The 24619-nt window shown below is 39.0% G+C and carries 22 protein-coding genes and 1 tRNA gene; 3 read left to right on the forward strand and 20 right to left on the reverse strand.

Annotated features, from left to right (window positions below; translation table 11 throughout):
* Nucleotides 1-81: 81 nt before the first annotated feature.
* From tnpA to thiT, 17 genes are all read right to left on the reverse strand, one after another.
* Entirely contained in the window at nt 82-546 is a 465-nt protein-coding gene (gene tnpA / locus VAHSUH02_RS00980) for an IS200/IS605 family transposase (protein ID WP_005375295.1), read from the reverse strand.
* 177 nt (nt 547-723) lie between these two features.
* Nucleotides 724-799 (reverse strand) — tRNA-Lys (locus tag VAHSUH02_RS00985).
* Between the two features lie 107 nt (nt 800-906).
* Nucleotides 907-1209: a hypothetical protein gene (locus VAHSUH02_RS00990; protein ID WP_005380673.1), complete on the reverse strand. Its 303-nt coding sequence runs from the start codon at nt 1207-1209 to the stop codon at nt 907-909.
* A gap of 1 nt (nt 1210) precedes the next feature.
* The gene (moaA, locus tag VAHSUH02_RS00995; protein ID WP_005380654.1) at nt 1211-2176 is read right to left on the reverse strand and encodes a GTP 3',8-cyclase MoaA; all 966 of its coding nucleotides are present in this window, start codon (nt 2174-2176) and stop codon (nt 1211-1213) included.
* Nucleotides 2177-2196: 20 nt separating this feature from the next.
* On the reverse strand, nt 2197-2637 hold the full coding sequence (locus tag VAHSUH02_RS01000; RefSeq protein ID WP_005380570.1) for an MOSC domain-containing protein: 441 nt from the start codon (nt 2635-2637) through the stop codon (nt 2197-2199).
* 173 nt (nt 2638-2810) lie between these two features.
* Complete coding sequence (locus VAHSUH02_RS01005) at nt 2811-4133, reverse strand: nucleobase:cation symporter-2 family protein (RefSeq protein ID WP_105112028.1); 1323 nt, start codon at nt 4131-4133, stop codon at nt 2811-2813.
* A 163-nt stretch (nt 4134-4296) separates the two neighbouring features.
* Complete coding sequence (locus VAHSUH02_RS01010; protein ID WP_005382496.1) at nt 4297-4914, reverse strand: cyclodeaminase/cyclohydrolase family protein; 618 nt, start codon at nt 4912-4914, stop codon at nt 4297-4299.
* 86 nt (nt 4915-5000) lie between these two features.
* Nucleotides 5001-6671, reverse strand: coding sequence for a formate--tetrahydrofolate ligase (locus VAHSUH02_RS01015; protein WP_005382497.1), 1671 nt, complete (start codon nt 6669-6671; stop codon nt 5001-5003).
* Between the two features lie 233 nt (nt 6672-6904).
* Nucleotides 6905-8173 carry an SLC13 family permease gene (locus VAHSUH02_RS01020; RefSeq protein WP_005377373.1) on the reverse strand — a complete coding sequence of 423 codons (1269 nt, stop codon included), beginning with the start codon at nt 8171-8173 and terminating at the stop codon, nt 6905-6907.
* A 102-nt stretch (nt 8174-8275) separates the two neighbouring features.
* The gene (ttdB, locus tag VAHSUH02_RS01025; protein ID WP_005377424.1) at nt 8276-8887 is read right to left on the reverse strand and encodes a L(+)-tartrate dehydratase subunit beta; all 612 of its coding nucleotides are present in this window, start codon (nt 8885-8887) and stop codon (nt 8276-8278) included.
* Nucleotides 8887-9789, reverse strand: a complete 903-nt coding sequence (gene ttdA / locus VAHSUH02_RS01030; protein ID WP_005382498.1) for a L(+)-tartrate dehydratase subunit alpha — start codon at nt 9787-9789, stop codon at nt 8887-8889. Before ttdA ends, ttdB begins: the two co-directional genes overlap by 1 nt.
* Before the next feature lie 385 nt (nt 9790-10174).
* Complete coding sequence (locus VAHSUH02_RS01035) at nt 10175-11197, reverse strand: AraC family transcriptional regulator (protein ID WP_038148611.1); 1023 nt, start codon at nt 11195-11197, stop codon at nt 10175-10177.
* A 168-nt stretch (nt 11198-11365) separates the two neighbouring features.
* Nucleotides 11366-11632 carry a membrane protein gene (locus tag VAHSUH02_RS01040; RefSeq protein WP_005377360.1) on the reverse strand — a complete coding sequence of 89 codons (267 nt, stop codon included), beginning with the start codon at nt 11630-11632 and terminating at the stop codon, nt 11366-11368.
* A gap of 342 nt (nt 11633-11974) precedes the next feature.
* On the reverse strand, nt 11975-12997 hold the full coding sequence (locus tag VAHSUH02_RS01045; protein ID WP_005382500.1) for an AraC family transcriptional regulator: 1023 nt from the start codon (nt 12995-12997) through the stop codon (nt 11975-11977).
* Between the two features lie 501 nt (nt 12998-13498).
* Nucleotides 13499-14734, reverse strand: coding sequence for a molybdopterin molybdotransferase MoeA (locus VAHSUH02_RS01050; protein WP_005382501.1), 1236 nt, complete (start codon nt 14732-14734; stop codon nt 13499-13501).
* On the reverse strand, nt 14715-15839 hold the full coding sequence (locus VAHSUH02_RS01055; RefSeq protein WP_005382502.1) for a molybdopterin-guanine dinucleotide biosynthesis protein MobB: 1125 nt from the start codon (nt 15837-15839) through the stop codon (nt 14715-14717). Before VAHSUH02_RS01055 ends, VAHSUH02_RS01050 begins: the two co-directional genes overlap by 20 nt.
* Nucleotides 15832-16362 carry an energy-coupled thiamine transporter ThiT gene (thiT, locus tag VAHSUH02_RS01060; RefSeq protein WP_005382503.1) on the reverse strand — a complete coding sequence of 177 codons (531 nt, stop codon included), beginning with the start codon at nt 16360-16362 and terminating at the stop codon, nt 15832-15834. Before thiT ends, VAHSUH02_RS01055 begins: the two co-directional genes overlap by 8 nt.
* Nucleotides 16363-16556: 194 nt before the next feature.
* Here thiT and VAHSUH02_RS01065 point away from each other — a divergent pair, with 194 nt between their 5' ends.
* Nucleotides 16557-17543 (forward strand): GMP reductase, encoded by a 987-nt coding sequence (locus tag VAHSUH02_RS01065; protein WP_005382504.1) that lies wholly within the window; start codon nt 16557-16559, stop codon nt 17541-17543.
* Nucleotides 17544-17617: 74 nt separating this feature from the next.
* Here VAHSUH02_RS01065 and VAHSUH02_RS01070 read toward each other — a convergent pair whose 3' ends face one another.
* From VAHSUH02_RS01070 to VAHSUH02_RS01080, 3 genes are all read right to left on the reverse strand, one after another.
* Nucleotides 17618-18802, reverse strand: a complete 1185-nt coding sequence (locus tag VAHSUH02_RS01070; protein WP_038148606.1) for an MFS transporter — start codon at nt 18800-18802, stop codon at nt 17618-17620.
* Between the two features lie 171 nt (nt 18803-18973).
* Complete coding sequence (locus VAHSUH02_RS01075; RefSeq protein ID WP_005378605.1) at nt 18974-19690, reverse strand: DUF554 domain-containing protein; 717 nt, start codon at nt 19688-19690, stop codon at nt 18974-18976.
* Between the two features lie 128 nt (nt 19691-19818).
* A complete protein-coding gene (locus VAHSUH02_RS01080) occupies nt 19819-20415 on the reverse strand; it encodes a DNA-3-methyladenine glycosylase I (protein WP_005382508.1) in 597 nt (198 codons plus the stop codon).
* Between the two features lie 378 nt (nt 20416-20793).
* Here VAHSUH02_RS01080 and VAHSUH02_RS01085 point away from each other — a divergent pair, with 378 nt between their 5' ends.
* Together VAHSUH02_RS01085 and VAHSUH02_RS01090 are read left to right on the forward strand one after the other, a co-directional pair.
* Nucleotides 20794-23061: an autotransporter outer membrane beta-barrel domain-containing protein gene (locus VAHSUH02_RS01085; protein WP_005382510.1), complete on the forward strand. Its 2268-nt coding sequence runs from the start codon at nt 20794-20796 to the stop codon at nt 23059-23061.
* A 400-nt stretch (nt 23062-23461) separates the two neighbouring features.
* A complete protein-coding gene (locus tag VAHSUH02_RS01090) occupies nt 23462-24598 on the forward strand; it encodes a hypothetical protein (RefSeq protein ID WP_038148608.1) in 1137 nt (378 codons plus the stop codon).
* The last annotated feature ends 21 nt before the right edge of the window (nt 24599-24619 follow it).

Consider the following 24619-nt stretch of genomic DNA (forward strand, 5'->3'; position numbering starts at 1 on the left):
GCCCTCTAAAGAGGGCTTTGAATGATCTGACAACCACTCTATTACCACTGGCTGCCCCCTACTCGGGGGCTTTTATTTTGCCTATTTTACCGGCTCACCCGTAAACGGGTCGGTATATTCTTTAAAGTTTAATGTATCTTGTGCTATATCTTCTTGTAATTGATTGCGAATATACTCTTTTATCGCTCCTTCGTATCTTCCCACTGTATCCACATAATATCCTCTACACCAGAAATGTCTATTTCCATACTTATATTTTAAATTTGCGTGTTTATCGAATATCATGAGGCTACTTTTGCTTTTTAAATATCCCATAAAACTTGATACACTTAAATGTGGTGGAATAGTTACTAACATATGAATATGATCCGGACAGCATTCTGCCTCTATAATCTCTACATTTTTTCTATTACATAAATCTCTTAAAATTTTACCTACATCAGCTTTTATCCGTCCATAAATTATTTGCCTTCTATACTTTGGTGCAAAAACAATATGATATTTACATCTCCATTTACTATGTGATAAGCTTTTTACGTCATTCATTGACATTGAACCTCCTATGTTGAAATGTTGTGGTTGCCAGACCAACTTCATTTTACCACTAGGAGGTTCTTTCCTTTTCTCTAAGAATTTTTTACCGACCCCCAGTTTAACTGGGGGTTTAGTCATGCCTATTCGGCGTACAATAAGAAAAACCCGCACAACCGTGCGGGTTTATTTTGGTGGACCACCAGGGGTTCGAACCCTGGACACCCTGATTAAGAGTCAGGTGCTCTGCCAGCTGAGCTAGTGGTCCATGACATGAATTATTATATGCTTATTTTATAGGAATGTAAAGAATATTTATTACATTCCCATAAAATATATCAATTTGATTTATACCATATCTATATGCATAGGATATTAGAATTCTAGCATCCAATTCTTTATCGTTTCACAAGCCTCTGTAGGAATGATATCCGTAGTTCCCACACATACATCGCCATGATAAATTTGAATGACGCTATGGGTACGACTTACTTCTTTCACAATGATGTCTGTTACATCAGCCTTAGGCACGCTAAATTGTAATCCATAACGGCCTATATAGGTAAATATAAGTTTTTGTGTATCGTATTCCATGTGGACTTGTAACATTTTACCACCAGGCCAACAGGATTCGACAAACTCTTTATTTCTCGGTTTCAGAAAATCAAAGAATCCCATACTATCCTCCAATGCGCCACATAGGGCGTTCTGGTTGATCCATAGTAACACCATCATGACGTTCTTGTTTACGTTGTAGTGCCCATTCAATATGACTAGCGAGTTCAGTTTCACTTAAACCTCGACGTACAAGAGACACTAAATCGGCCTCATCATCACGTAGAAGGCAGAGTCGCATTTGACCATCTGAGGTAAGGCGAACGCGATTACATGTATCACAATAACTATGAGACATGGAGAAGATAAAACCAATCTCCTTACCACTCGGTAAATTATAATACGTGGCAGGTCCAAAGCCGTATACATCGTGATTTTCAGTGAGGATACCACCACTGACGCGTTCTAATTGAGCCTTCCATTCATCAAAAGTCGGCCCATGAAACGCATCGCCTTGAAATGGCATATACTCGATAAAACGCCAAATCACCGGCCAAGTTTCTACATACGTTAGCAAATCATGAACTTCATCATCAGTCCAGTGACGTGAAAGGACAGTATTGATTTTAACAGAAGTAAAACCAGCATCAATAGCACTTTGAATACCATTTAGAACGGAATCTAGCTGGTTAGCTTTGCCCACACATAGAGCAAAGGCATCGCTATCAAGGGAATCAAGGCTAATATTTACACGATTTAAGCCAAGTTCTTTTAATTTAGTAGCTCTAGGTGCCAATAAACTACCATTAGTAGTCATGGATATATCTTCAAACCATCCGGTCTGCTTGATACGTGCTAATAACTCTTCAATATGAGGATATAATAACGGCTCACCACCAGTAAGGCGTACAGCTTTCACCCCCACTTGATGAAATGCCCCTAAAATAGTCATCCATTCATCCACAGATAGTAGTTGATGTTGGCTTTGTGGTGTAATCTCTGCTGGTCGACAATAAGGGCAGCAAAAATTGCACGCGTCCGTCAACGACAGACGTACATATTCAATTGTTCGGCCCCATGCATCCTTCATAGTACACCTCATTTACAACATTATTTAATAATCGATACTTCATCCCCTACGTTAATTGTACCATTTTTTAGAACTTTACCAAAAATTCCTTGCGTAGGCATAATACATGATCCAACTTGTTTCATAATTTCACAGCCGTGATGGCACTCTTTACCGATTTGTGTTACCTCAAGCAATACCTCATGGCCTAATTGCAGTTTAGTTCCTACCGGCAACTCGTACAACACAATGCCTTCAACAGTGATATTCTCAGCAAAATCTCCAGGCTTTACATCGGCCCCTTTATCACGCATATGCTCAATACTTTTAATGCCGAGCAAACTAATTTGACGATGCCAATTACCTGCGTGTGCATCGCCTTCCATGCCGTAATCTACGATGAGATTAGCAGATTCAATATTATGTTTCTTTTGCCCTTTTTTCTCGCTAATCGAGATGGCAATAATCTTACCTTCAGCCATAAACTCCTTCCCTTCTTATGGGAACAAATCATCTAAATTTATCAATTTATTATAACATAGTATATAGGTGTACCCCCTGTGAGTTTAGTCACTATTTCAAGATTATTACTTTCAAAAAAAGAACCCTACCCATGATGAGTAGAGTTCTTAATATTAATAATGGTGAAAGCCGATTAACGACGGCCCATTTCTTTAAATTCATCGCCCTTATTCACGCCATTGAGCAATAAGTTAAGGAGGATGGCCATGATACTACCAAAGGTAATACCAGATTTTAATAAAATTTGAGCCCATGCAGGGAAATGTGCATAGAATGTTGGTGCCGCAATAGGAATCATGGATACGCCAATACTAATAGCAACGAGCATCAAGTTTTGATTACCCTCAAAATTAACTTTACCAAGCGAACGGATACCGCTAGCAATAATCATACCAAACATAGCAATACCAGCACCGCCGAGCACTGAATTTGGAATGCTTGCTACAACAGCCGCCAATTTAGGGAATAAACCTAATAGAATTAAGATTACACCAGATGCAGCTACTACAAAACGACTTTTAACGCGTGTTACAGCGATAAGACCAACGTTTTGAGCAAATGCTGTATATGGGAAACTATTAAGAATACCACCAATAACAGTGGAAAGACCATCGGCACGGATAATGGATGCCAATTCCTTACGATCGATTTTTTTATCTACAATCTCACCGATAGCAATACTATCGCCAGTTGTTTCAACCATAACAACGAGCATAACGACTACCATGGAAAATACGGATGCCCAATCAAATGTAGGCATACCAAAGTAGAAAGGTTCAATCATAGCTACCCAATGAGCTTTGCCTACCTCAGCAAAATTAGCTACTCCCATGGCAAAGGCAATAGCCGTACCACCAATAAGACCAATTAAAACGGAAAGATTACCAAGAAAACCTTTGGCAAATTTATAAGTAAAAATAACGATTAAGAATGTAAGGAACCCGAGTCCTATGTTGGTAAGACTACCAAACTGCGGATTACCTACACCGCCCCCCATCCAGTTGACGGCAACTGGCATAAGGTTAATACCAATGATTGTAATAATGGTACCTGTTACAACCGGTGGGAACAAACGAATCAAACGACTAAAAAACGGTGCCACTAAGAATGTAAAAATACCGGCTATGATGATGGCACCGTAAATAGCGGTCATGCCATGTTGAGCACCAATCATGGCCATCGGACCAACAGAGGCAAAGGTTACGCCTTGAATCATCGGGATTCGACCACCAATATTACCAAACCCTAATGTTTGAATAAGTGTGGCAATACCGCAAGTAAATAAGTCCGCTGTAATAAGTCGGATTAAATCCTCTACAGGCAAATGCATAGCTTGCGCAATAATGATTGGTACCGCTACAGCACCGGCATACATTGCTAATACGTGTTGTAAACCGTAGGCAAACAGCTTAGGTATTGGCAACATAGAGTCAACAGTATTGTTTTGTTCTGACATAATGGTCTCCTGTTTTCTAAACTACAAACATTACACTTATATTCTACGTTATTATTCGGATTTTAACAATAGAAAAAGAAAAACCTTAGAAATTTTATTTTCTAAGGCTTTCTATTTTATTTTTTCCCGAACATTCTTAGTGTAAAAGTATGTTATCGTCCATTTATTTGTACAAGGCTAAAACGGATGCTTCCTTTTCGTCTAGTTCAGATTCTATTTGATTCATTTGCGCTTTCAAATCAGCTACATAGCTTTCATCCTTAATGCCAGATATATTGATACGCACATTTAAAAAGGCTGCCTTTACCGCAGCTCTTGCATTAATAGCTGCAATAATACCATCGGTAATGAGATTTTGGTTGCCCTTCGTAGCCGCAACATAGGCAAGATCAAATATTTCATAACTAATCATGCCTATTTCTAAAGGTACATTAGCTGCATCCTTATAAGCCTGTTGAATCGCAGCAGTACGCACTAGTTTTTCTTCATCCGTATTTTTTGGCAATGCCAAGGCATCCATAAACAAATTAAATACATTAGCATCTGCTTGTGCTAGTGAAAGCGCTTTTTCTCGAATAAACTCTGCTTTCTGTTGTAAAAGATGCATCTCCTCTTGCACATCTTCGTACCCTTTTTTATCAAAGGTTAAATTCGCTACCATTTCAGCTAACGCTGCACCTGTGGCGGCCGTCAATGCTGCAATAGCACCGCCACCTGGAGTTGGCTCCTTTGAAGCGGTTGCCGCTACAAAATCTTTTACAGAACTCGTCAATAAATCCATATATACTCCTCAATAACAAAAGGGGCCATCGCCCCTTCTGTATACTATGTCAATAAAAATACTATGTCGATTACAATACCATATTATTAGAATAAGCCTTTAATAGTGCCGTCTGAATCAATATCCATGTTAAGTGCGGCAGGACGTTTAGGTAAACCTGGCATAACCATAACATCACCTGTGCGGCATACGAGGAATCCTGCACCATTAGCAACGCGAATATCCGTTACATTGATTGTAAAACCTGTTGGTGCCCCTAATAGAGCTGGGTTATCAGACAAGGAATATTGCGTTTTTGCCATACAAACAGGTAGATTATCAAGGCCCCAGTCTTTTAATTGAGCGATTTGTTTTTTCGCCTTTGCCCCAAATGTTACGCCATCACCACCGTAAATAGTGCGAACGATTTTACCAATTTTATCTTCAATACTATCTGTTAATTCATATACGAATTTAGGTGTTGGTTCGCTGCCTTCCACGAGTTCCACAACGCGTTTAGCCATATCGATACCGCCTTCGCCACCTTTTTCCCAACATTCATTGAGCTCTACAGGCACGCCATAGTCATTGCACAAACGAGTTAACTCCGCAATTTCTGCATCCGTATCGGTAACGAATTTATTGATGGCAACCATAACAGGTACACCGAAGAAGCGCATATTTTCAATAGCTTTACGCAAATTGCTGAAGCCCTTTGTTACAGCCTGTACGTTTTCTGTATTCAATTCTTGTTTTGACACGCCACCATGCATCTTAAGAGCGCGCAATGTAGCGACGATGACAACAGCATTTGGGAAGATATCGCCATAACGGCATTTAATGTCGAGGAACTTTTCTGCCCCTAGATCAGCGCCGAATCCAGCTTCTGTCACCACGATATCACCAAGTTTCATGCCGAGTTTTGTAGCCACCACGGAGTTACAACCATGTGCAATATTAGCAAATGGACCGCCATGAACGATGGCAGGTGTATGCTCCAATGTTTGTACAAGATTTGGTTTAATAGCATCTTTCATAAGAAGTGCCATCGCACCTTCACATCCGAGTTGATGTACATATACCGGTTCACCTTTAAGATTTGGGCCGATGACGATGCGACCAAAACGCGCTTTTAAATCTTCTAAATCCTTAGCTAAACATAAAACAGCCATGATTTCAGAGGCAACGGTAATCATAAAATGATCTTCCCGAGGGAAACCACATACCTTGCCCCCCAGTGCGACAGTTACATTGCGCAATGCACGATCATTCATATCGAGAACACGTGTCCAAGAAATTTGACGCAAATCGATTTGGAGCTCATTACCTTGGTGGATGTGATTATCAATCATAGCGGACAACAAATTATTTGCCGCTGTAATGGCGTGCATATCACCGGTAAAATGAAGATTAATATCATCCATTGGTACTACTTGGGCATAACCGCCACCAGCAGCGCCGCCCTTGATACCGAATACAGGTCCCAAGGATGGCTCGCGAAGTGCGGCGATAGCCTTCTTACCAATTTTATTTAATGCTTGCACCAAACCGATGGTAGTTGTAGATTTCCCTTCCCCTGCTGGCGTTGGTGTAATAGCCGTAACGAGAACTAATTTCCCGTCTTTTTTATTTTCTAAACGCTTAATGGCATCAAAAGAAATTTTTGCCTTATAATGACCATATTGCTCTATATCATCAGGTGTAAGACCACATTTATCAGCAATAACCTGAATTTTTTCCATCTTATTTTGTTGAGCTATTTCAATATCGGTAAGCATAATTCCTCCTCATATCCACCTGTTTTGTCTACTGTGAATGTATATTTGTACACTCGTTACTTTTCTATTATATGTGAAAGTATGGATTATGTCTAATCATTTCTTACTTATATGTATATTGCTCTTTCTAATCAATAGGCTAAGGCACACATAGTCTAAGGAGTTCAACAATAAAACCGCCACCAACGGTGATGGTTTAATATCACTTACTATATAAAATTACTTTGTACATATTAGAACGGGAATAGGATTGGCAATAATACTAATGCTACAATACTAGACACGACAATGAGTGGTAAACCAGCTTTCACATAGTCCATGAAGCTATAACCAGCTATATTATATACCATAGTATTGGCCGGCATACCAATTGGTGTAGCATATGCTAAGGAGCTAGCGATTACGATAGCTGCAAGCACCGCTTTTGGATCGAATCCCAATTGAGATGCTAAGCTAAGACCGATTGGTACCAATAATGCACAGGTAGCAGTATTAGACATGAAGTTCGTCATGAACACACCAAGTACAAAGATTACTACTAGAACAACAATTGGAGATGGACTAGCACCAAGGCTGTTTACGATAAGATCTGCAATTACAGAACCAGTACCTGTTTTAACCATTGCGTCCCCAAGGGCCATAGAGCCAGCGAAGAGCATGATTGTTTTCATATCTATAGATTTAACAGCTGCACTTTCACTAATAACATTAGTAGCAACTAATACAAGCGCACCTATCCAGGCACTTACATAAAGTTTTACACCTAATTGTTTTTCAAAGATCATAGCACCAACTGTCAAAATTAATACAATTGCAGCAGTCCATTTTTTCCAAGATGGTACATGACTATAATCATCATTACCTTCAAAGGCACCATCTGGTTGATGACTTGGAGCATCTGGTAAGAAACGTTTACCAATTGTAGCATAGAAAATAGTACCAACAATTAGAATTGGCAAACCTACTAGACCATAATCAAAGAAACCAAAAGAGCCTAGGCCCGCTTGTTGTAAGCCCGCTTGCGCAATCATATTGCCAGGAGCGCCGATAAGTGAAATATTACCACCCATAGCTGCAGCAAATACAAGAGGCATCAATAATTTAGTTTGTTTAAAACCACTTTTTTTACAAATACCAATAATTACAGGAATTAGTACAGCAGCTGTACCAGTATTAGATAAGAAACCAGATAATATACCTGTAATCATCATAACAGCAACGAGCAAAGACGTTTCAGTTTTGGCAAACTTATGAACTACATTACCTACACCCACTGCTACACCAGTTGCAAAGAAGGCTTCACCAATAACAAACATGCCCATAAATAGTAAGACATTTGGATCTACAAAACCGGCGAATGCTTCTTTAGCGGATAAGACTCCACTTAAGTGCAAACCTACTGCTACAACCATAGCAGTAATAGATAATGGGATTTTCTCCCATGCAAACATGACGATGGCAAATACCAAGAAGCCAAGAGTTATCATTACACTCGTATCCATACATACCTCCCAATACGTGTAAATCCCTAAAAAAGGGTACAAAAAAGGAGGATTGTACAAAATCCGTATAATCCCCCTATTAAATTGAAGATCACAATTCGATTATTTAATGAAGCTTACGTGTTTATAAATCTCTTCTAACACTTCATCTTTCTTCGCATTGTATTCTACTTTTTTATTTTCAAAGTAGTTATTCCCTTCCGCATCGATGGATACGATGAGTGGACCAAATTCTTTTACACGGCAAGTCCACAAGGTTTCAGGCATACCGAGTTCACGCCAGTTCGCAGATTCGATTTCTTCTACTTCTGTAGCAGCAAGTACGGCATTACCTGCTGGGAATACGCAGTGAAGAGCACCAAAATCTTTACATGCACGCGTTGTTTCAGGACCCATGCCACCTTTACCAACGATGAGGCGTACACCTGTTTGTTTTACGAATTCATATTCGAATTTTTCCATACGCATAGATGTAGTAGGACCTACGGAAATCATTTCGAATTTATCATCCCCATGGTCACGCACGATTGGACCTGCATGTAAAATGGCACCATTACGAACATCTACTGGTAATTCACGACCATATTCAACAAGACGACGATGAGCTACATCACGACATGTTGTGATGTGACCATTTAAGTAAATAATATCCCCTGCTTTAATTCCTTTAAGATCAGATGCTTGGATTGGTGTTGTCAAAATATGTTTAGCCATTAGAATGTCACTCCTTTGTGAGATAAAATTTCGTACTTACCGTCTTTATCAAATACCATATGTCCGCGACGATGGTTCCAGCAACCAACGTTAACAGCTACGGAAATTACAGATGGATGGCGAGAACCATGTTCGATGTTTACACCCATAACAGATTTGTCACCACCCATACCTTGAGGTCCAAGGTGCAATGCATTAATACCGTCTTCAAGTAATTGTTCCATGTACGCTGCTTTTTCATTATCTGCTTTGGAGGATACAGGGCGCATCAATGCTTTTTTAGACATAGTTGCTGCTGTATCGATAGATGTAGCAATACCTACACCAACCAATAATGGAGGACATGCATTCAAACCATAACTTGTCATCAAGTCCAATACGAATTTAGCTACCCCTTCATAACCTTCGCCTGGCATCAATGTTTTACCAGATCCTGGCAAGGAACAACCGCCACCGGCCATATATGGGAAAATTTCTACATCATCACGATCAGGTACGATATCCCATGTAATGTAAGGTGCAGTGCGACCAATATTTTTACCAGTATTGAATTCATCAAATGTTTCTACACAGTTATGACGAAGTGGCGCATCTTGCGTAGCTTGATATGTGGCATTGCGCAAGATTTCTTCAAGTTCACCAATTAATGGATAATTAGAACCAACCTTCACCCAGAATTGCAATACTCCTGTATCTTGGCAAGAAGGACGATTCAATTCATACGCAAGGTCCATATTTTTATGCATCGTTTCATAAATTGTTTTAGCTAATGGATTCTTTTCATCGGCTGCCAATTCTTTAATTTTAGCTTCCACATCATCAGGTAATTTCTTTGCCATATAAGCAATGAACTTAGCAATGACATTCGTCATCTCTTGTACTTGTTGTTCTTTCGTACTCATCGTAAACCTCCAACAGGACTTCATTATTTAAAACTTAGCATTTATTTTGTATCGGAACCTTAGCTCCTTTCGATGATTTCATTATACTCTTTTTTCAGGATATAACTATCCAATATACAAGTTGATTTTTGAGAGTGAAATCCCTATGCAATCATAATGAATCACCTATATAAGTAAATTTTAACGCATACAAAATATACAATTTAACCTATATACAAGCACAAAAAGAGCACTACCTATCAAAAAGTAGTGCTCTTTCAGGATCTAATGACCAATTACTTTAGAATATACAAAATTACCTATACCTAATGATTGTATATCTCCCTAAATTTAAAACGCAAAACCATAAAATTATAACAATTTACAATGGCTGTACTAATTAAGGTTAGGATTGTAATTTTTTAACAACAGATTCAAGCTGTTCTCTAACAACTTGTAATTTTTGATTCGCTTCCTCTAGCTTTAACTTATAACTAGAATCATGTTCATAAGGCAAACAAGATTGCAGTAGTTCTACAATATCTTCCTCTTGTGTAGATATAATCTCTTTCCAATTATGTAATTTGGTCTTACGCCCTAACTCTTTTGCTTGCTTACGATATTCTGATGGTGTCGTATGAAAGTGCTTTTTAAAGGCAACATTAAAGGCTTTAATATCTGCAAAGCCACAACTACTTGCAATATGAGCAACCCCATCATCAGAATTAGCTAAACGAACTGTAGCCTCCCTTAGCCTCATCCGCAAGAGATACTCTAAAAAGGAAACGCCTAATTGGCGTTTAAAGAACTGAGATGTATAGTTCACATTATAACCACCGATTTGGGCAATATCTTCTAATTCAATCTTTTGCTGATAATTTTTATCTATATAGGCAATCATCTTATCAAAGGTAGCTACTGTCATATCAACAGGCTTACCATGAATCGACTTAACCGCATCAATTTCATCATATACCTCACTGGCTAATGCTAAATAGTAATGTTCTAACCACATCTGATTAATGGGGCTTTCACCATTAGACTTAATCAACATCATCATGGCTGCGTGATGTCGTAAAGAGGTAAAGAACGGATTATGCCGATTAGACTTATCAGAGCGTATCACAAATTGATACATTCCAAAGTTCGGATCAAATTGTTGAAAGAAATCCTTACCTACATGAATAACCAATGCCGTCGTATCCTGCTCTAATGCCAACGTAGCGTGCCCCACTTGAGGAGAAATAATGATAGAGTCGAGAGGTTCCATTGTGAAAACCTCACTATTACAACTCATCTCGATACGGCCCTTTAGCAAAATAAGAATTTCCGTTTCTCCATGCCAGTTGTAATGATAAGTACTAACCTTGTATATATGGCTACTGAAATCTATATGATTATGTTTATATGTATAGTAAAAGTAATCCATAATTACCTCATCTTCTAACATAAAAATGCATCCCTAATAAATCCAAGGGATGCATTTATTATGATATATATAATTAAAAATGGTCAACAGCATTTTAAGATTATTTATTGATTTAGTCACATCAAGTCCCACGAAAGAGAACTCGATGTGAAATGCTTATGTAGAAAATTACATAAGAGCTGTAATAGCTGCTGCTAAACCGAAGAAGATGCCTGGTGCATTGGCCAATGCAACTGGAATATCTCTATGTTCTTTAAACAAGCCATATGCTACCCATAATGTGCAGTTGATAGCTGCTACTAATGGTTGAATCCAATCGCCTGTGCCTGGATGAGCTAGGTTGTTCATAATTTGTGGGAAATAAGATACATACATTGCTACTGCTGTAACTGTTGCAACTTTACCTACGTTTTCCATGAATTTAATACGAGTCATTATATCCTCCAAAATTAGTAACTCAATACGTGTTTGTTATCTGATGAATCATATTCTACTCGTTTTGGTCGATATAACTATCCATATTAAAAGGTAATTTATTTAGGTAAAATCATAGAAAACATATGGAATCATTACTATTTTCTCATTTTGATCAATCTAAAATCTATAGATTTTCCTATAATAAGAGCACTACTTATCAACAGTAATACTCTTCTAAGAAATATATGATTTTTAAATATATAGAAAATCACCTAGGTCTAATTTTTCTATATGCTACAAAAAATATTTTGCATGAACAGCAAAAGTTCCATCATTGCCACACCATACTATAGATAGTAATTATAATTCGCTAACAACATCGGCAAGCTTCGCTTTCAATGATTCTAGCTTGTGGCTCATGTACTCTAACTCCGCCTTTGCTCTAGCATCATCTTCATAAGACAGGAAGGATTGTAATAGGTCTAGTACATCTTGATTTTCAACCGAAATAATTTCCTTCGAATCTTGTACCATTGTTTTACGTCCAATTTCTTTCACTTGCTTACGATATTCTGTTGGCGTCATATGAAAATGCTTTTTGAAAGCTACATTAAAGGCCTTGATATCTGCAAATCCACAACTACTTGCAATCCTTGCAACAGACTCATCCGTACTAGTTAATTGTGTCGTAGCATCTCGCAGTCTCAACCGCAATACATAGTCCACAAAAGAAATGCCCATTTGCCGTTTAAAGAATTGTGATGTATAGGCCACATTATAGCCACCTATTCTCGCAATATCTTCTAGTTCTAACTTTTGTTGGTAATGTTCGTCGATATACTCAATCATTTTATCAAAGGTAGCCGGTTTAATATCACCAGGTCTTGCATTTTCATGGATTTTTTTGACTGGATCAAATTCTCTAAATACATCCCCCGCTAAAGACAAGTAATGATGCTCTATCCACATACGATGAATTGGGTTTTCACCTTTATTCATTAATAACATCGTCATGGCCGCATGATGACGTAATGTCGTAAAAAATTCATTACGACGTGTGCTCGCATCGGAACGAATAACAAACTCATACATGCCAAAATCCGAATCATACTGTTGATAAAATTCATTACCTACTTGAATAACAAAGGCAACCACATCCTCTTCAAGAGCGAGTGTTGAATGTCCCACTTGAGGAGAAATAATAACAACATCAAGAGGTTCCATCGTAAAAACCTCATCATTACAACTCATCTCAACACGACCCTTTAAGAGAATAAAAATCTCGGTCCCTCCGTGCCAATTGTAAGTATAAGTACCAACCTTATATATACTACTGCTAAACTCTATATAATTGTGCTTATAGGTATAATCAAAATAATCCATAGCATCTTAACCGCTCCATATGAAAAAAGCATCTCATTCCAATCAAAGAGATGCTTTAATTATGATATATTCATTCAATTACGGTCAATATCATCTTTATTTTTTAATATCGATTCCGATACATACTGTTCCCAAAATTAGTACAGGCCTGTTCTATTTGCAACGAGCCTATACATAGGGTCCTAGAATTAGTACAGGCCTGTTCTATTCGCGATGAGCCTATACATGCAGTCCTAGAATTAGTACACGCCTGTTCTATTTGTAACGAGCCTATACATATGGTTCCAAAATTAGTACAGGCCTGTTCTATTTGTAACGAGTCTATACATAGGGTTCTAAAATTAGTACAGGCCTGTTCTATTTGCAACTAACCTATACATATGATCCTAGAATTAGTACAGGCCTGTAGTATTTGTAACGAGCCTATACATATGGGCCCAGAATTAGTACAGGCCTGTACTAATTTAAAAAGGGACTCATACATGAGTCCCTTGCAATTTATTATATTGTTGGTATGAGGCCTAGCAAATATACCTTAAATATATCTCCTTCATGTACCTCATGTACGCCTTTAGGAATGCAGGCTAAGGCATTAACGGTATATAATCCAAGCATGCTGCTACTGTTAAAGTGACGATTTGCCACAAAACGAGGTTGTCCATCACCAAATATGACCTTGCCTTGCACGTAGCGATCAAAGGCATTACGTTTAGATAGATCACAATCCATTACACAATTAAGTACTGGGGTGGACCAATTTTTAATACCTTTATATCTACGCAAGGTAGGAACCACTAATAGGTGCCAACCATTAAAGGCTGCACCGGGATTTCCCGATAAACCAAAGATAAGTTGACCTTTAGGCGTAACGGACCCATAGGAGGCTGCACCGGGACGCATTTGGATACGACCGTATAAGGTTTTAGCTCCTAACTTTTCATATATAAGAGGCATTGTATCAAACATACCTACAGATACTCCGCCTGAGCTGATGATAATATCTGCTTGTTCACTGAGTTCAAGAACGCGTTCAATTTCTGCGTATAGTCTATCCGGTGCATCACTCACATGATAATGGGTAACGCGCCGAAAACCTAAATCAGCAAGTAAACTACAAATCATCATGCGATTTGAATTGTAAATTTTTCCTGCAGTTAAGGGTTCGCCCGGCTCAATAACTTCATAGCCTGATGTAAGAACCAGTATACGTGGCATCGCATACACAGACACATCGATGCAACCAAGTCCGGTCAAAATTGTCTGCACCGTAGAGGTTATTTCTGTCCCCTTTGGAATAACAACGGTCCCTGCGGAACATTCTTCACCACGAGGGATAATATGGCTACCCTTTTGTTGCGTACCTTGTATAGTAATCGTAGCCCCTACTTCGCCAGTACCTTTCACTTGTTCTTGCATGATAACTGTATCACAAGTACTTGGTACAGGAGCACCTGTCATGATACGTACGGCATGGCCAGTCGTTACAGGCTTATCCCATACGACACCAGCGCCGATGATACCATCGACGATATAGGTATCACAATTAGGATCATATGCTAAGGCATACCCATCCATTGCAGATTTATGAAAAGCGGGCACATCGGTAGGTGCCAAAACATCTTCGGCTAACACACATCCTTTTGCGTCGCCAACGGCAATGGATTCGATGCTATGATGTTGTTCTCGTAAAGCCTCATTCCACAAATGAAGCGCTTCATCAACAGTAACGGCTATCATCTAAATTCCTCATCATACTTTGTATTCGACATACCAAAGTTGGTATGCATTGATCTAATTTAGTAACCTCTATGGTCTCTACGCGTTCTATATCACTGGATATCAGTGATTCTGTATACCCCTCTCTGGTTACCTCTACAATCGGAAATATACCTTGAGATCTCGTTTCTAGTATAGCAATATCTACAGGTAATTGCTGTACCAAATCATACAGATTAGATTGTTTTTCAGTGCGTATGCGTATGGCCGTTTCCGTTGGGCCTGCAATGGCTACGGCCGTGGCGCCTGCTTTCATAGCAAGATCCGTATCAGTTCCTTCATAATCCATGTGAAAACCATGTTTATCGCTTTTTACAACGCCTACAGAGAAACCAATTTGTTCTAATTCCTTAACGAGTCGCGTTACCACCATAGTTTTACCAGTCTTACGTTTTTCAGCAACCACGCTGATAAGTGGAACTTGACGATTAGCATTAACAGCCTCTGCACGAGCCCACTTATAAGCCTCTATATGATTTACATTACGCAAATGATGACCGTAATCACCTGTATCGATAGTTACCACAGACCCTACAAGGTCTAATGCGTGATGCAAGGATACATCGTCTCCTGCTAACGCAGTTTGTAGTAAAGGAGCAATAGACGGTTTATATATTCCCGCCATCGGCTCAAAGCGTCCGCTTTCACCAACAGGCACAATAACACGCCAGTCATCGCCCTCTACTTGGTAGAGCCAATCGTAATATAAATTAAAATCCATAAATGGCATATCTACGGCTAACACCGCATAAGCATGACTCTTGCCTACGGCCAATGTGCTATATAATCCGCCTAATGGACCACTTCGAGGAACAGAATCCCGAACGATAGAAACTTTTTCTTTCTCTTTATTCGACAATGTGTCGATAATATTAGCCTGAATGGCTTGGCCTAGACTTTCATCGTCACCGATAGAAATGAGAATGTCATTAGCATCATGTTCTAATGCATTGCGCAACGCATGAGAAATGAGACTTTCACCATTCGTCCAAGGCAATAAAGCCTTAGGATATCCCATGCGTGAACTTAGGCCACCAGCCAAAATAATTACGCCTAAATTAAGCACCGCGTTTCAACCCTCTTTTTACCCCTTGGTAAATAAACAACAACACAACAATATTAAGAATTCCATCTGGCACCATATAAGATGCATTATAAATCATAGAGTAGATCCATGGATTTTGACCTTGCGGTGCATAACTAGCAAATACAACAGCACCACTTGTTACGGACACAAACCAACGAAGCGCAATAGCAACAATAGATCCGCTAACAAGACCTGTCATATTATCTTTGAAATACCCGCACACACCAATAACACCGTAAGCAAAAAGATAGTCTAGGATGATGCTTAGATAATGGATAGATGATTTAAAACCGAGCAAAAAATGAAGTATACCATATACAACGCCAGCCAAAATACCGCGTGCACCACCCCAGCGATATGCAAAAATCATGAGAGGTACCATGGATGCGGCCTTAATGGAACCGCCTTGTGGCATATGAAAAAGTGTAATGAAAGATAATACTTGTGCAATAGCAATAGCTACACCAGCTTCTGCTATCATGCGTGTCTTGGAATGCTCCATTAAAATAACCTCCTATTAATATAATGTTTATATAATGGGCTGAACATAGAGAAAATGTACAGACAAGCTACCTATAAAATTGTATAATAACTATATGAGTGTTTTTAATATTCGGAATGTATTGAAAATTGAAAACAAATTCAGTATAATGGTACAGGTTCAATTTATTATACCTCAAAGGAGATATAGAAACTATGATTAATACAACTAACATCTTCGATTATGAAGACGTACAACTGATTCCTAATAAATGTATCGTAAACAGCCGTAGCGAATGTGATACTCATGTTAAACTAGGTAATCGTACATTTAAATTGCCTGTAGTTCCTGCCAACATGCAAACTATCATTGATGAAGAGTTAGCTGAAAAACTAGCAGAAAAAGGCTATTTCTATATCATGCATCGTTTCCAACCTGAACGCCGTCTCGACTTTGTAAAACGCATGCAAGAAAAAAACTTATATTCTTCTATTTCCATCGGCGTAAAGGAAGAAGAATTTGCATTAGTTGATGAATTAGCAAAAGCTAACCTTATTCCTGATTATATCACAATCGATATCGCTCATGGTCATTCCAATGCGGTTATCAATATGATTCAATATATTAAAAAGAATTTACCAACAACATTCGTTATCGCTGGTAACGTAGGTACTCCTGAAGCAGTTCGTGAACTTGAAAACGCTGGCGCTGATGCTACAAAAGTAGGCATCGGTCCTGGTAAAGTTTGTATTACGAAATTAAAAACTGGCTTTGGTACTGGCGGTTGGCAATTAGCTGCTGTACGTTGGTGTGCAAAGGCAGCTACGAAACCTATCATCGCTGACGGTGGTATCCGTGATCATGGCGACATTGCTAAGTCTATCCGCTTTGGCGCTACTATGGTTATGATTGGTTCTCTATTCGCTGGTCATCAAGAATCTCCAGGGGAAGAAAAAATTGTTGACGGCCAAGCTGTAAAAGAATACTTTGGTTCCGCTTCTGAATTCCAAAAAGGGGAACGTAAAAATGTAGAAGGCAAAAAAATCTTCATTCCTTCCAAGGGCTCCATTTTCGATACATTAATCGAAATGGAACAAGATTTACAATCTGCTATCTCCTATGCTGGCGGTACTACTCTACAAGCTATCCGCAAAGTAGACTACGTTCTTGTTAAAAACTCAATCTTCAACGGCGACCGCTAATCGGTTACTAACATACCAAGAGAGGCTGCGATTCACACGAATCACAGCCCCTCTTCTTTTTTATGCTCTATAAACTATTCTTCTAGTCCACAATCTTTGCTCATTAAATGATATGCATATTTACCGATACCCGCACTAATAACAAGCAATGCAGTCAATACAATAAATGCAATAGTAAGGCTTGTACCATGAGCGATGAAACCAATTAATGCAGGCCCCATCAAAATGCCCATATAGCCAAGCATAGTAGATGTTGCTACAGCTTGTGTCATAGGAATAACATTTTGTTCCCCCATAGCGGAGAATAGATTTGGCACAACCATGGCTAAAGAGATACCTAATAATAGATAAGTATACATGGAAGCATAGCCAGGTAAGAATACGATGAGTGCCATTGCAATAGCACCTAGTAAGTACCCACCTACAACGACTTGCTTAGATGTTACATGTTTACCGATTGTATTACCAAGGAGACGACCAATACACATAGTGCCATTAAAAAGCATGACGCCCATGACAGCTTCTTGAATAACAATACCTTTATCTTCAAATAAGTAAAGCGCACTCCAGTCACCTACGGCCCCCTCTACTAAATAGGATACAAAGGATAAGAGACCAAAAATAATGGCAATTGGATGAAATGATAATGGGCTTTTAGATTTTTTTACAACCTTTGCATTTGGATCGCTACCAAAGGTTAACATAAATTGACTAACTACGACCATCGCAATAAAAAGTATGATGAGAAGTCCCCAAATACTTTCATTCACAGGCAAAGATAATATTTTTAAAAGAACAAGCAATACACCGGCACCTGCAAAGCCACCTAAGCTCCACCCACCGTGATAAGCACCCATTAAATGCTTTTTACTTACCTTTTCGGTTAAAATAGCTTGTAAGTTGGCAGAAGCACCACTAAGGCCTACGCCAATGCCAAAGAAAAATAATGCTATTGTGGTTGTCACAATTGTAGAACACATGGTAACAATAGCCAGAGACAACATGCCGATAAAACTAGCTAATAAAACGACTCGCTTACAGCCAAAGCTTTCTACAAGTTTACCAGCTATAGCCATGGATAAACAAGAACCTACACCGAGCAACAAAATCATGGAACCTAATACATCCTCACCGATGATTAGTTTCGCTTTTAAATATGGCACAAATCCGGCCCATAAGGCAGTGTACATACCAGGGATAAAAAATGCACCAAATGCACCACGAATATTAGATTTTGAAACAGAAACTTGTTCGCTCATCATGTCCTTTCTGGTTTCTAGAACCGTTCGGCGAAGAAAGGCCCTTTTGTATCCGCTAGGCCGCGATAACATGCGTTTCTAGGGGAAACCATTTTAACTACAAGAAAATTATATTGAGAATATAGTAACCCTCTTTACACATAATGTAAAGAGGGTTCTTAAAATTTAAATTTAAATTAAAAACGTAAGGCCCATAGCGATAAAAATAGCAGGTAATAAATTAGCTAAACGAATCTTATTAGGCCAAATAATATTAATGCCTACACAGAAAATTAAGATGGATCCTACATAGGATAAATTGTCGATAGCCTGCTGTGTCATAAGTGGTGCCGCAACATGCGCTAAGGCCGTAATCAACCACTGCGTGATACCTACAGGAATGAAGGAAAACAATGCGCCCTTCCCCATGGATGAGGTCATAACCATAACGATAACACCATCAAGAATTCCTTTGAGTAGCAAGGTTTGGTAATCTCCTGTCAATCCATCTTGAATTGAACCGAGCACGCCCATCGCACCAACAGTAAACGTAAGTGATGCAGTGATAAACGCTTGCGTAAACTTAGGGTCCCCTGTATTACCGGTTTTATCTTTCACCCAGTCACCAAAGACCGTAATCCATCGGTCTAAATCAATGATTTCACCAATCACAGCACCAACTACCATGCTGATAATCATCAACAAAGGTCCAGTAGTTTGCAAGGAACCATTAACGATAACCAGCATAAATTGCATGGCTCCGCTCATCCCTAGTAACAGCACGATGATACCACATACTACCATAAGGGTTTGTTTTAAATTGTCCTTCATAAATCGGCCGCACGTGAGCCCAATAATACTACCACCGATAATGAGCCCCATGTTGATAACCGTACCTAAACCAATCATCTTCTTATCCTTTTCCTTACGTATGAAAGTTATTATGAAAGTAGTATATCAACTATATCGATAACAATCAATATAAAATATCACAAAAAAACCGTATCTATGTTTCAGTAGATACGGTTCTATTTATATTAATCATCTATTGTCATATAAACCACAGGATTAGCCTCATTGATTTCATTAAAACAAGGGCAATCCTTACCGTGATCGTTGATGAGACCACTAGCTTGTAAATGGGAATAGATGGTCACAGGTCCTACAAATTTGAACCCTCGTTTCTTAAGATCTTTGCTAATGCGCGTAGATAATTCATTTTTAGCAGGCACCCTTCCCTCAGAATGGCCTTCATAGATAAGAGTCTTATGATTGGTGAAAGCCCATATATATTCGCAAAAGGATCCAAATTCGTCTTGAATGCGTTGGAACGCCTGTGCATTATTGATGATGGCCTCAATCTTCTTGCGGGATTTTAACATTCCCTCTGTACTCATAATGCGCTCTATATCTGTTTCCGTATATTCAGCTACTGCATCAACATCAAAATAATCAAAACACTGACGTATAACGTCTCGTTTATTTAAAATCGTAAGCCAACTCAGACCGCATTGTAGGCTCTCCAAACATAAATGTTCAAATTGATGTTGATCATCATGAATAGGACGCCCCCATTCATAATCATGATACGCCTGATACAGTGGCGTTGTGGGCCAGGAACAAGTGACTTTCATGAAGGCTCCTTTCTATGCTACAACTAGCCTGTTACTAGAAATCGCGCTATACATACAATAATACCCATGCTCACTAGATTTGTAAAGAATACCATACGTCGTATTCACCGCCCCTAATATGTAACTCATCTATTAATAATTTAAATGTTTTTAAAATAAAATTGTAGAAATTCATTTACAATTCACGAAAAATGTTATATTATTTTAAATATATTTTAAATGTGTCTGACACAAAGTCTTTATAAAGCGAGTATATATCTATCTTTCATTATATAAGAGAGTATTAAATCAACCGATAGCTATATATTCATTTATGAAGAGTCTTTCACAATATAAAAATAAATTACAAATTAAGTAATATAGTTGAGGTGTAAGAGAATGAGAGCGAGAAATAAGATGTTATTGTCCGCTGTAATGATGACTATGTTATCATCTACAGTGGCCCTCCCTAGCACGTGGGCGGCAGCAGGCCTTGGTTCTAATGGCAATGTGTTTGCCGTAGGTTCTGAAAGTAAATTTGAAAGCACTGGCAATACGACGGCAACAGGTGTTATTGCATCAAACGGCGGTCAAGTGACTATTGCCTCCTTAGATACGCCTGATCAAAATCAATTACCTAAGCGCCATCGCCAACCAGCTTTCATTACAGGCATGCTAGATAATAGTTCCATTCAAGTGGATGGCGGAGTTATGAACGTGAATACCGCTCCATGGGATGCACCCTATCCACTAGCATTTGCCTATAATAGTAAAATTAATCTTGGTGTCGATGATGCAGGCACTGTAAAGCACAAAGTGTTCAATATGCAAGGTAATGTGCTCGTGTCCGACAAAACAATGCCTCCATATCAACAACAGCAACCATCTGTGATTAACATCGGTCTAGGCCGTGCTCATAATAGCCCTAACCAATTTACCGGCAAGGCTGTGAATACCTTAGAAGATAAGGGCGGTGAAATCAATATGACCTTTGATGGTGGTATGTGGAGCCACGATAACATGGGTGGCTTGGAGGCATTCCAAATTAAAGGCAACGAAGCGCGCAGCAGTATCAATACACTCAAAGGCACTCGTACACGTGAAGGATTCAGCCGTATTTCTCAAGATTCTCGCAGCGACATCCACGTTAATAATTTAGACGGCCACATCAATGTCATTTACGATATGAGCGCTGGTACTGGTTTGAACTTCGCTAAACCAGCCGCTCAAAAAACAGGCCTTGATGCATCTGACATCGAAGGCGGTAACTTCATCGTAAAATCCGCTACAACAGGGTCTGGGGTACATGGCTATGTAACAGGCGATCATCTCGATACGTCCTCTGAAAGCAATGTAAACAAGATTCTAGATAACTTGGCGCATAAATTCTATTACGAAAATTATATGAATGGTGAAAGAAACCTTTCTGGTACTGTATCCATCGCTTCTAATGGCATCGTGTCAAGCTTCAAAAAAGCGTTAACTACAGACCAAAAAGAAGGTGCTATTACATGGCAAAACGGTAATGGTCAAGGTTCCTATTCGGCTCCTACTCCAACGCCTACGCCAGCTCCAACACCAGTAACTCCAGTTACTCCGGCACCTAGCCCTGTGACTCCAACACCTCCCCCTGTAACTCCAGTTACTCCGGCTCCTAGCCCTGTTACTCCAGTTACGCCAACACCTTCTCCTGTTACTCCGGTAACTCCAGCACCTAGCCCTGTGACACCTGTAACTCCTGTTACACCGGCACCTACTCCGATAACTCCAGGTGCTTACGATACACCACAAATGCGCGGCATTCGTTCTGCTGTAGTTGGTAATATCAACGCATGGCGTACAATGACGAGCGATATGAATCGTGCTAACCAATTACAACAAGGTTCCCCAACAGGTATTTGGGCTCGTATTGGTGGCGGTAGATATAATTATTCTAATGACGGTATCAATACAGCTACTGATTACACAAGCATCCAAGGCGGTTATGATACTAAAACTATCCGTGACTGGACCGTTAGTGGCCAAGTTTCTTACCTACGCGGTTCTGAAGATTATGTATTCAATGGTTCTGGCAAGGTAAAATCCTTTGCTGTTGGCGCTTATGGATTGAAAGACCTTGGTAAGGATCAATACGTACATGTAGAATCTCAAGTAGGTCGTATCTCTAATGAATTTACAGCGCGTAATGAAATCGGCCAAGCTAAATCTGGCGATGTAAAATCCAATGCGTATAGCTTCGGCGTTCGCTACGGCAAAACTATAAAATCTGCTAATGGTTTCTATGTAGAACCACAAGCACAGTTGAACTATACACACTTCGGTGGTCGTGACTTTACAGCAGGCAATGTTTCCGTTAACCAAGCTGGTGTAAATAGCACCTCCGGCAAACTAGGCCTCGAAGTAGGCAAACAATTTGGCAATGGTAACCTATATACACGCTTTGCTGCAGGTCATGCTTTCACAGGCAATGTGAAAACTACCTATGCTAGCGGTAATGCCGTAAAATTGACAGAACAAGACCTCAAAGGCACTTGGACTGAACTCGCATTCGGCGGCCGTTATGGTTTCAATACGAACAACAGTGTATATGCAGACGTTACTACCGGTCTATCTGGTGATTATCAAGCTGACTGGGGTGTAAACGCAGGATTTACTCATAAATTCTAATTTATATAACATACCGTTATATACGGCCATATAGTTGTACAACCATAGATATCTCCCCTGTATATCCCTTGCATATCTATGAGAGACGCATCCTAATATATTTCCCCTTTTTATGCAATACTACTCCCATAGGATGCTACTTTCCCCTCTTATCGTAAGCTGTATGGCCTTATATACATACATTTAGATTCCGTCTAAATGTTTACTAACTTTCTTACTACAATGCAAAACGCCCCCTTCATTGGCAGCCTTAGATGGTTGCTGTGAAGGGGGCGTTTTGTTTTGCTAATAGTCATTTTATTAAGAAATATTAGATTACCATGTAAAATGTATACCTATAGCTATATTTTACATTATAATGTATGTAATTATAAAATTTGACAATAAAGGAGGTGATGCTATGTGTACGTATATCCTAATGCATAAAAATATTCCTGTGTTAACAGCAATATTAGATGATACGTTAACAGTAACCAAGGTTACTGAAATCATAAATCCAGACCGCAAACCATTGAATATGATGGTCATGGACAACCAGGAAATCGCACTTAATGATTTTTTAAGGTATCATGCTATACCAAGCTCTAGACCTAATTTAGAAGATCTACTAGAGGCCTATCACGCATCAGATGCATTAGAATTTTCATTAAAATCATATCAACTTAATCTATCTGACCACTATTGGATGAAACCAATACACTCTAATTTAGATTGGGATACTATCAATTTTTATGACCATCCTATAATTGACACGCCTTTATTCTTATCTGATTCTGATGATATCGATATCGATTTAATTACACCGAATTCATCTGTAAACGGTTCTCTTCGTCAGATGTGGGTGCAACAAAAAAAAGGTATTCGCCTATTAAAAGCTGGAAACTTCCTCAATCAACAACCATTTAATGAAGTATTTGTGTCAAAATTATGCAAAGAACTAAACTTTCACCATGTACCATATGAATTAGAAACGATCGCATCTGGTGAAATCGTGTCATCTTGCCCACTATTTACGAGCGGAGACATTGAATACATCCCTGCCTGGCACATAGCAGCGCCACTTAAACGACGCGATAATAAATACCAAGCGTTCTTAGATCAGTGTACACATTTTTCAATTCCAAATGTGAAAGCTCATTTAGATGCAACACTTACTTTGGACTATCTAACATTAAATGACGACCGTCACTACGGTAACTTTGGATTCTTACGGAATTCTACAACACTTGAATTCCTTGGCATGGCCCCTATCTTCGATAATGGCAATACCCTATGGTACAACGAAATGACGATTAATCCACATAGACCATTCCATACGTATCCATCATTACCGTTTAAATCGAAACATGATAAGCAAATAAAGTATGTAACAACACCACTAACAATTCCGCAGTCATTGTCTAAAACAGCAATGGAATTGATGGATTCCATATATGCAAAAAATTCAAATATTACGGAAGATCGTCTTACTATGATGAAAACATTATTTACTGAACGGTTAGACATGCTAAATGCATATCTAATAAAATTAAAGTAATAAAATATGTAAATGTCAATA

Source organism: Veillonella atypica KON, assembly GCF_002959915.1.
Classification (GTDB): Bacteria; Bacillota; Negativicutes; order Veillonellales; family Veillonellaceae; genus Veillonella; species Veillonella atypica.

Coding starts and splice junctions, on each gene's coding strand:
- tnpA (WP_005375295.1), bottom strand. CDS start 546: ATGAATGACGTAAAAAGCTTATCACATAGTAAATGGAGATGTAAATAT.
- VAHSUH02_RS00990 (WP_005380673.1), bottom strand. CDS start 1,209: ATGGGATTCTTTGATTTTCTGAAACCGAGAAATAAAGAGTTTGTCGAA.
- moaA (WP_005380654.1), bottom strand. CDS start 2,176: ATGAAGGATGCATGGGGCCGAACAATTGAATATGTACGTCTGTCGTTG.
- VAHSUH02_RS01000 (WP_005380570.1), bottom strand. CDS start 2,637: ATGGCTGAAGGTAAGATTATTGCCATCTCGATTAGCGAGAAAAAAGGG.
- VAHSUH02_RS01005 (WP_105112028.1), bottom strand. CDS start 4,133: ATGTCAGAACAAAACAATACTGTTGACTCTATGTTGCCAATACCTAAG.
- VAHSUH02_RS01010 (WP_005382496.1), bottom strand. CDS start 4,914: ATGGATTTATTGACGAGTTCTGTAAAAGATTTTGTAGCGGCAACCGCT.
- VAHSUH02_RS01015 (WP_005382497.1), bottom strand. CDS start 6,671: ATGCTTACCGATATTGAAATAGCTCAACAAAATAAGATGGAAAAAATT.
- VAHSUH02_RS01020 (WP_005377373.1), bottom strand. CDS start 8,173: ATGGATACGAGTGTAATGATAACTCTTGGCTTCTTGGTATTTGCCATC.
- ttdB (WP_005377424.1), bottom strand. CDS start 8,887: ATGGCTAAACATATTTTGACAACACCAATCCAAGCATCTGATCTTAAA.
- ttdA (WP_005382498.1), bottom strand. CDS start 9,789: ATGAGTACGAAAGAACAACAAGTACAAGAGATGACGAATGTCATTGCT.
- VAHSUH02_RS01035 (WP_038148611.1), bottom strand. CDS start 11,197: ATGGATTACTTTTACTATACATATAAACATAATCATATAGATTTCAGT.
- VAHSUH02_RS01040 (WP_005377360.1), bottom strand. CDS start 11,632: ATGACTCGTATTAAATTCATGGAAAACGTAGGTAAAGTTGCAACAGTT.
- VAHSUH02_RS01045 (WP_005382500.1), bottom strand. CDS start 12,997: ATGGATTATTTTGATTATACCTATAAGCACAATTATATAGAGTTTAGC.
- VAHSUH02_RS01050 (WP_005382501.1), bottom strand. CDS start 14,734: ATGATAGCCGTTACTGTTGATGAAGCGCTTCATTTGTGGAATGAGGCT.
- thiT (WP_005382503.1), bottom strand. CDS start 16,362: ATGGAGCATTCCAAGACACGCATGATAGCAGAAGCTGGTGTAGCTATT.
- VAHSUH02_RS01065 (WP_005382504.1), top strand. CDS start 16,557: ATGATTAATACAACTAACATCTTCGATTATGAAGACGTACAACTGATT.
- VAHSUH02_RS01070 (WP_038148606.1), bottom strand. CDS start 18,802: ATGAGCGAACAAGTTTCTGTTTCAAAATCTAATATTCGTGGTGCATTT.
- VAHSUH02_RS01075 (WP_005378605.1), bottom strand. CDS start 19,690: ATGATTGGTTTAGGTACGGTTATCAACATGGGGCTCATTATCGGTGGT.
- VAHSUH02_RS01080 (WP_005382508.1), bottom strand. CDS start 20,415: ATGAAAGTCACTTGTTCCTGGCCCACAACGCCACTGTATCAGGCGTAT.
- VAHSUH02_RS01085 (WP_005382510.1), top strand. CDS start 20,794: ATGAGAGCGAGAAATAAGATGTTATTGTCCGCTGTAATGATGACTATG.
- VAHSUH02_RS01090 (WP_038148608.1), top strand. CDS start 23,462: ATGTGTACGTATATCCTAATGCATAAAAATATTCCTGTGTTAACAGCA.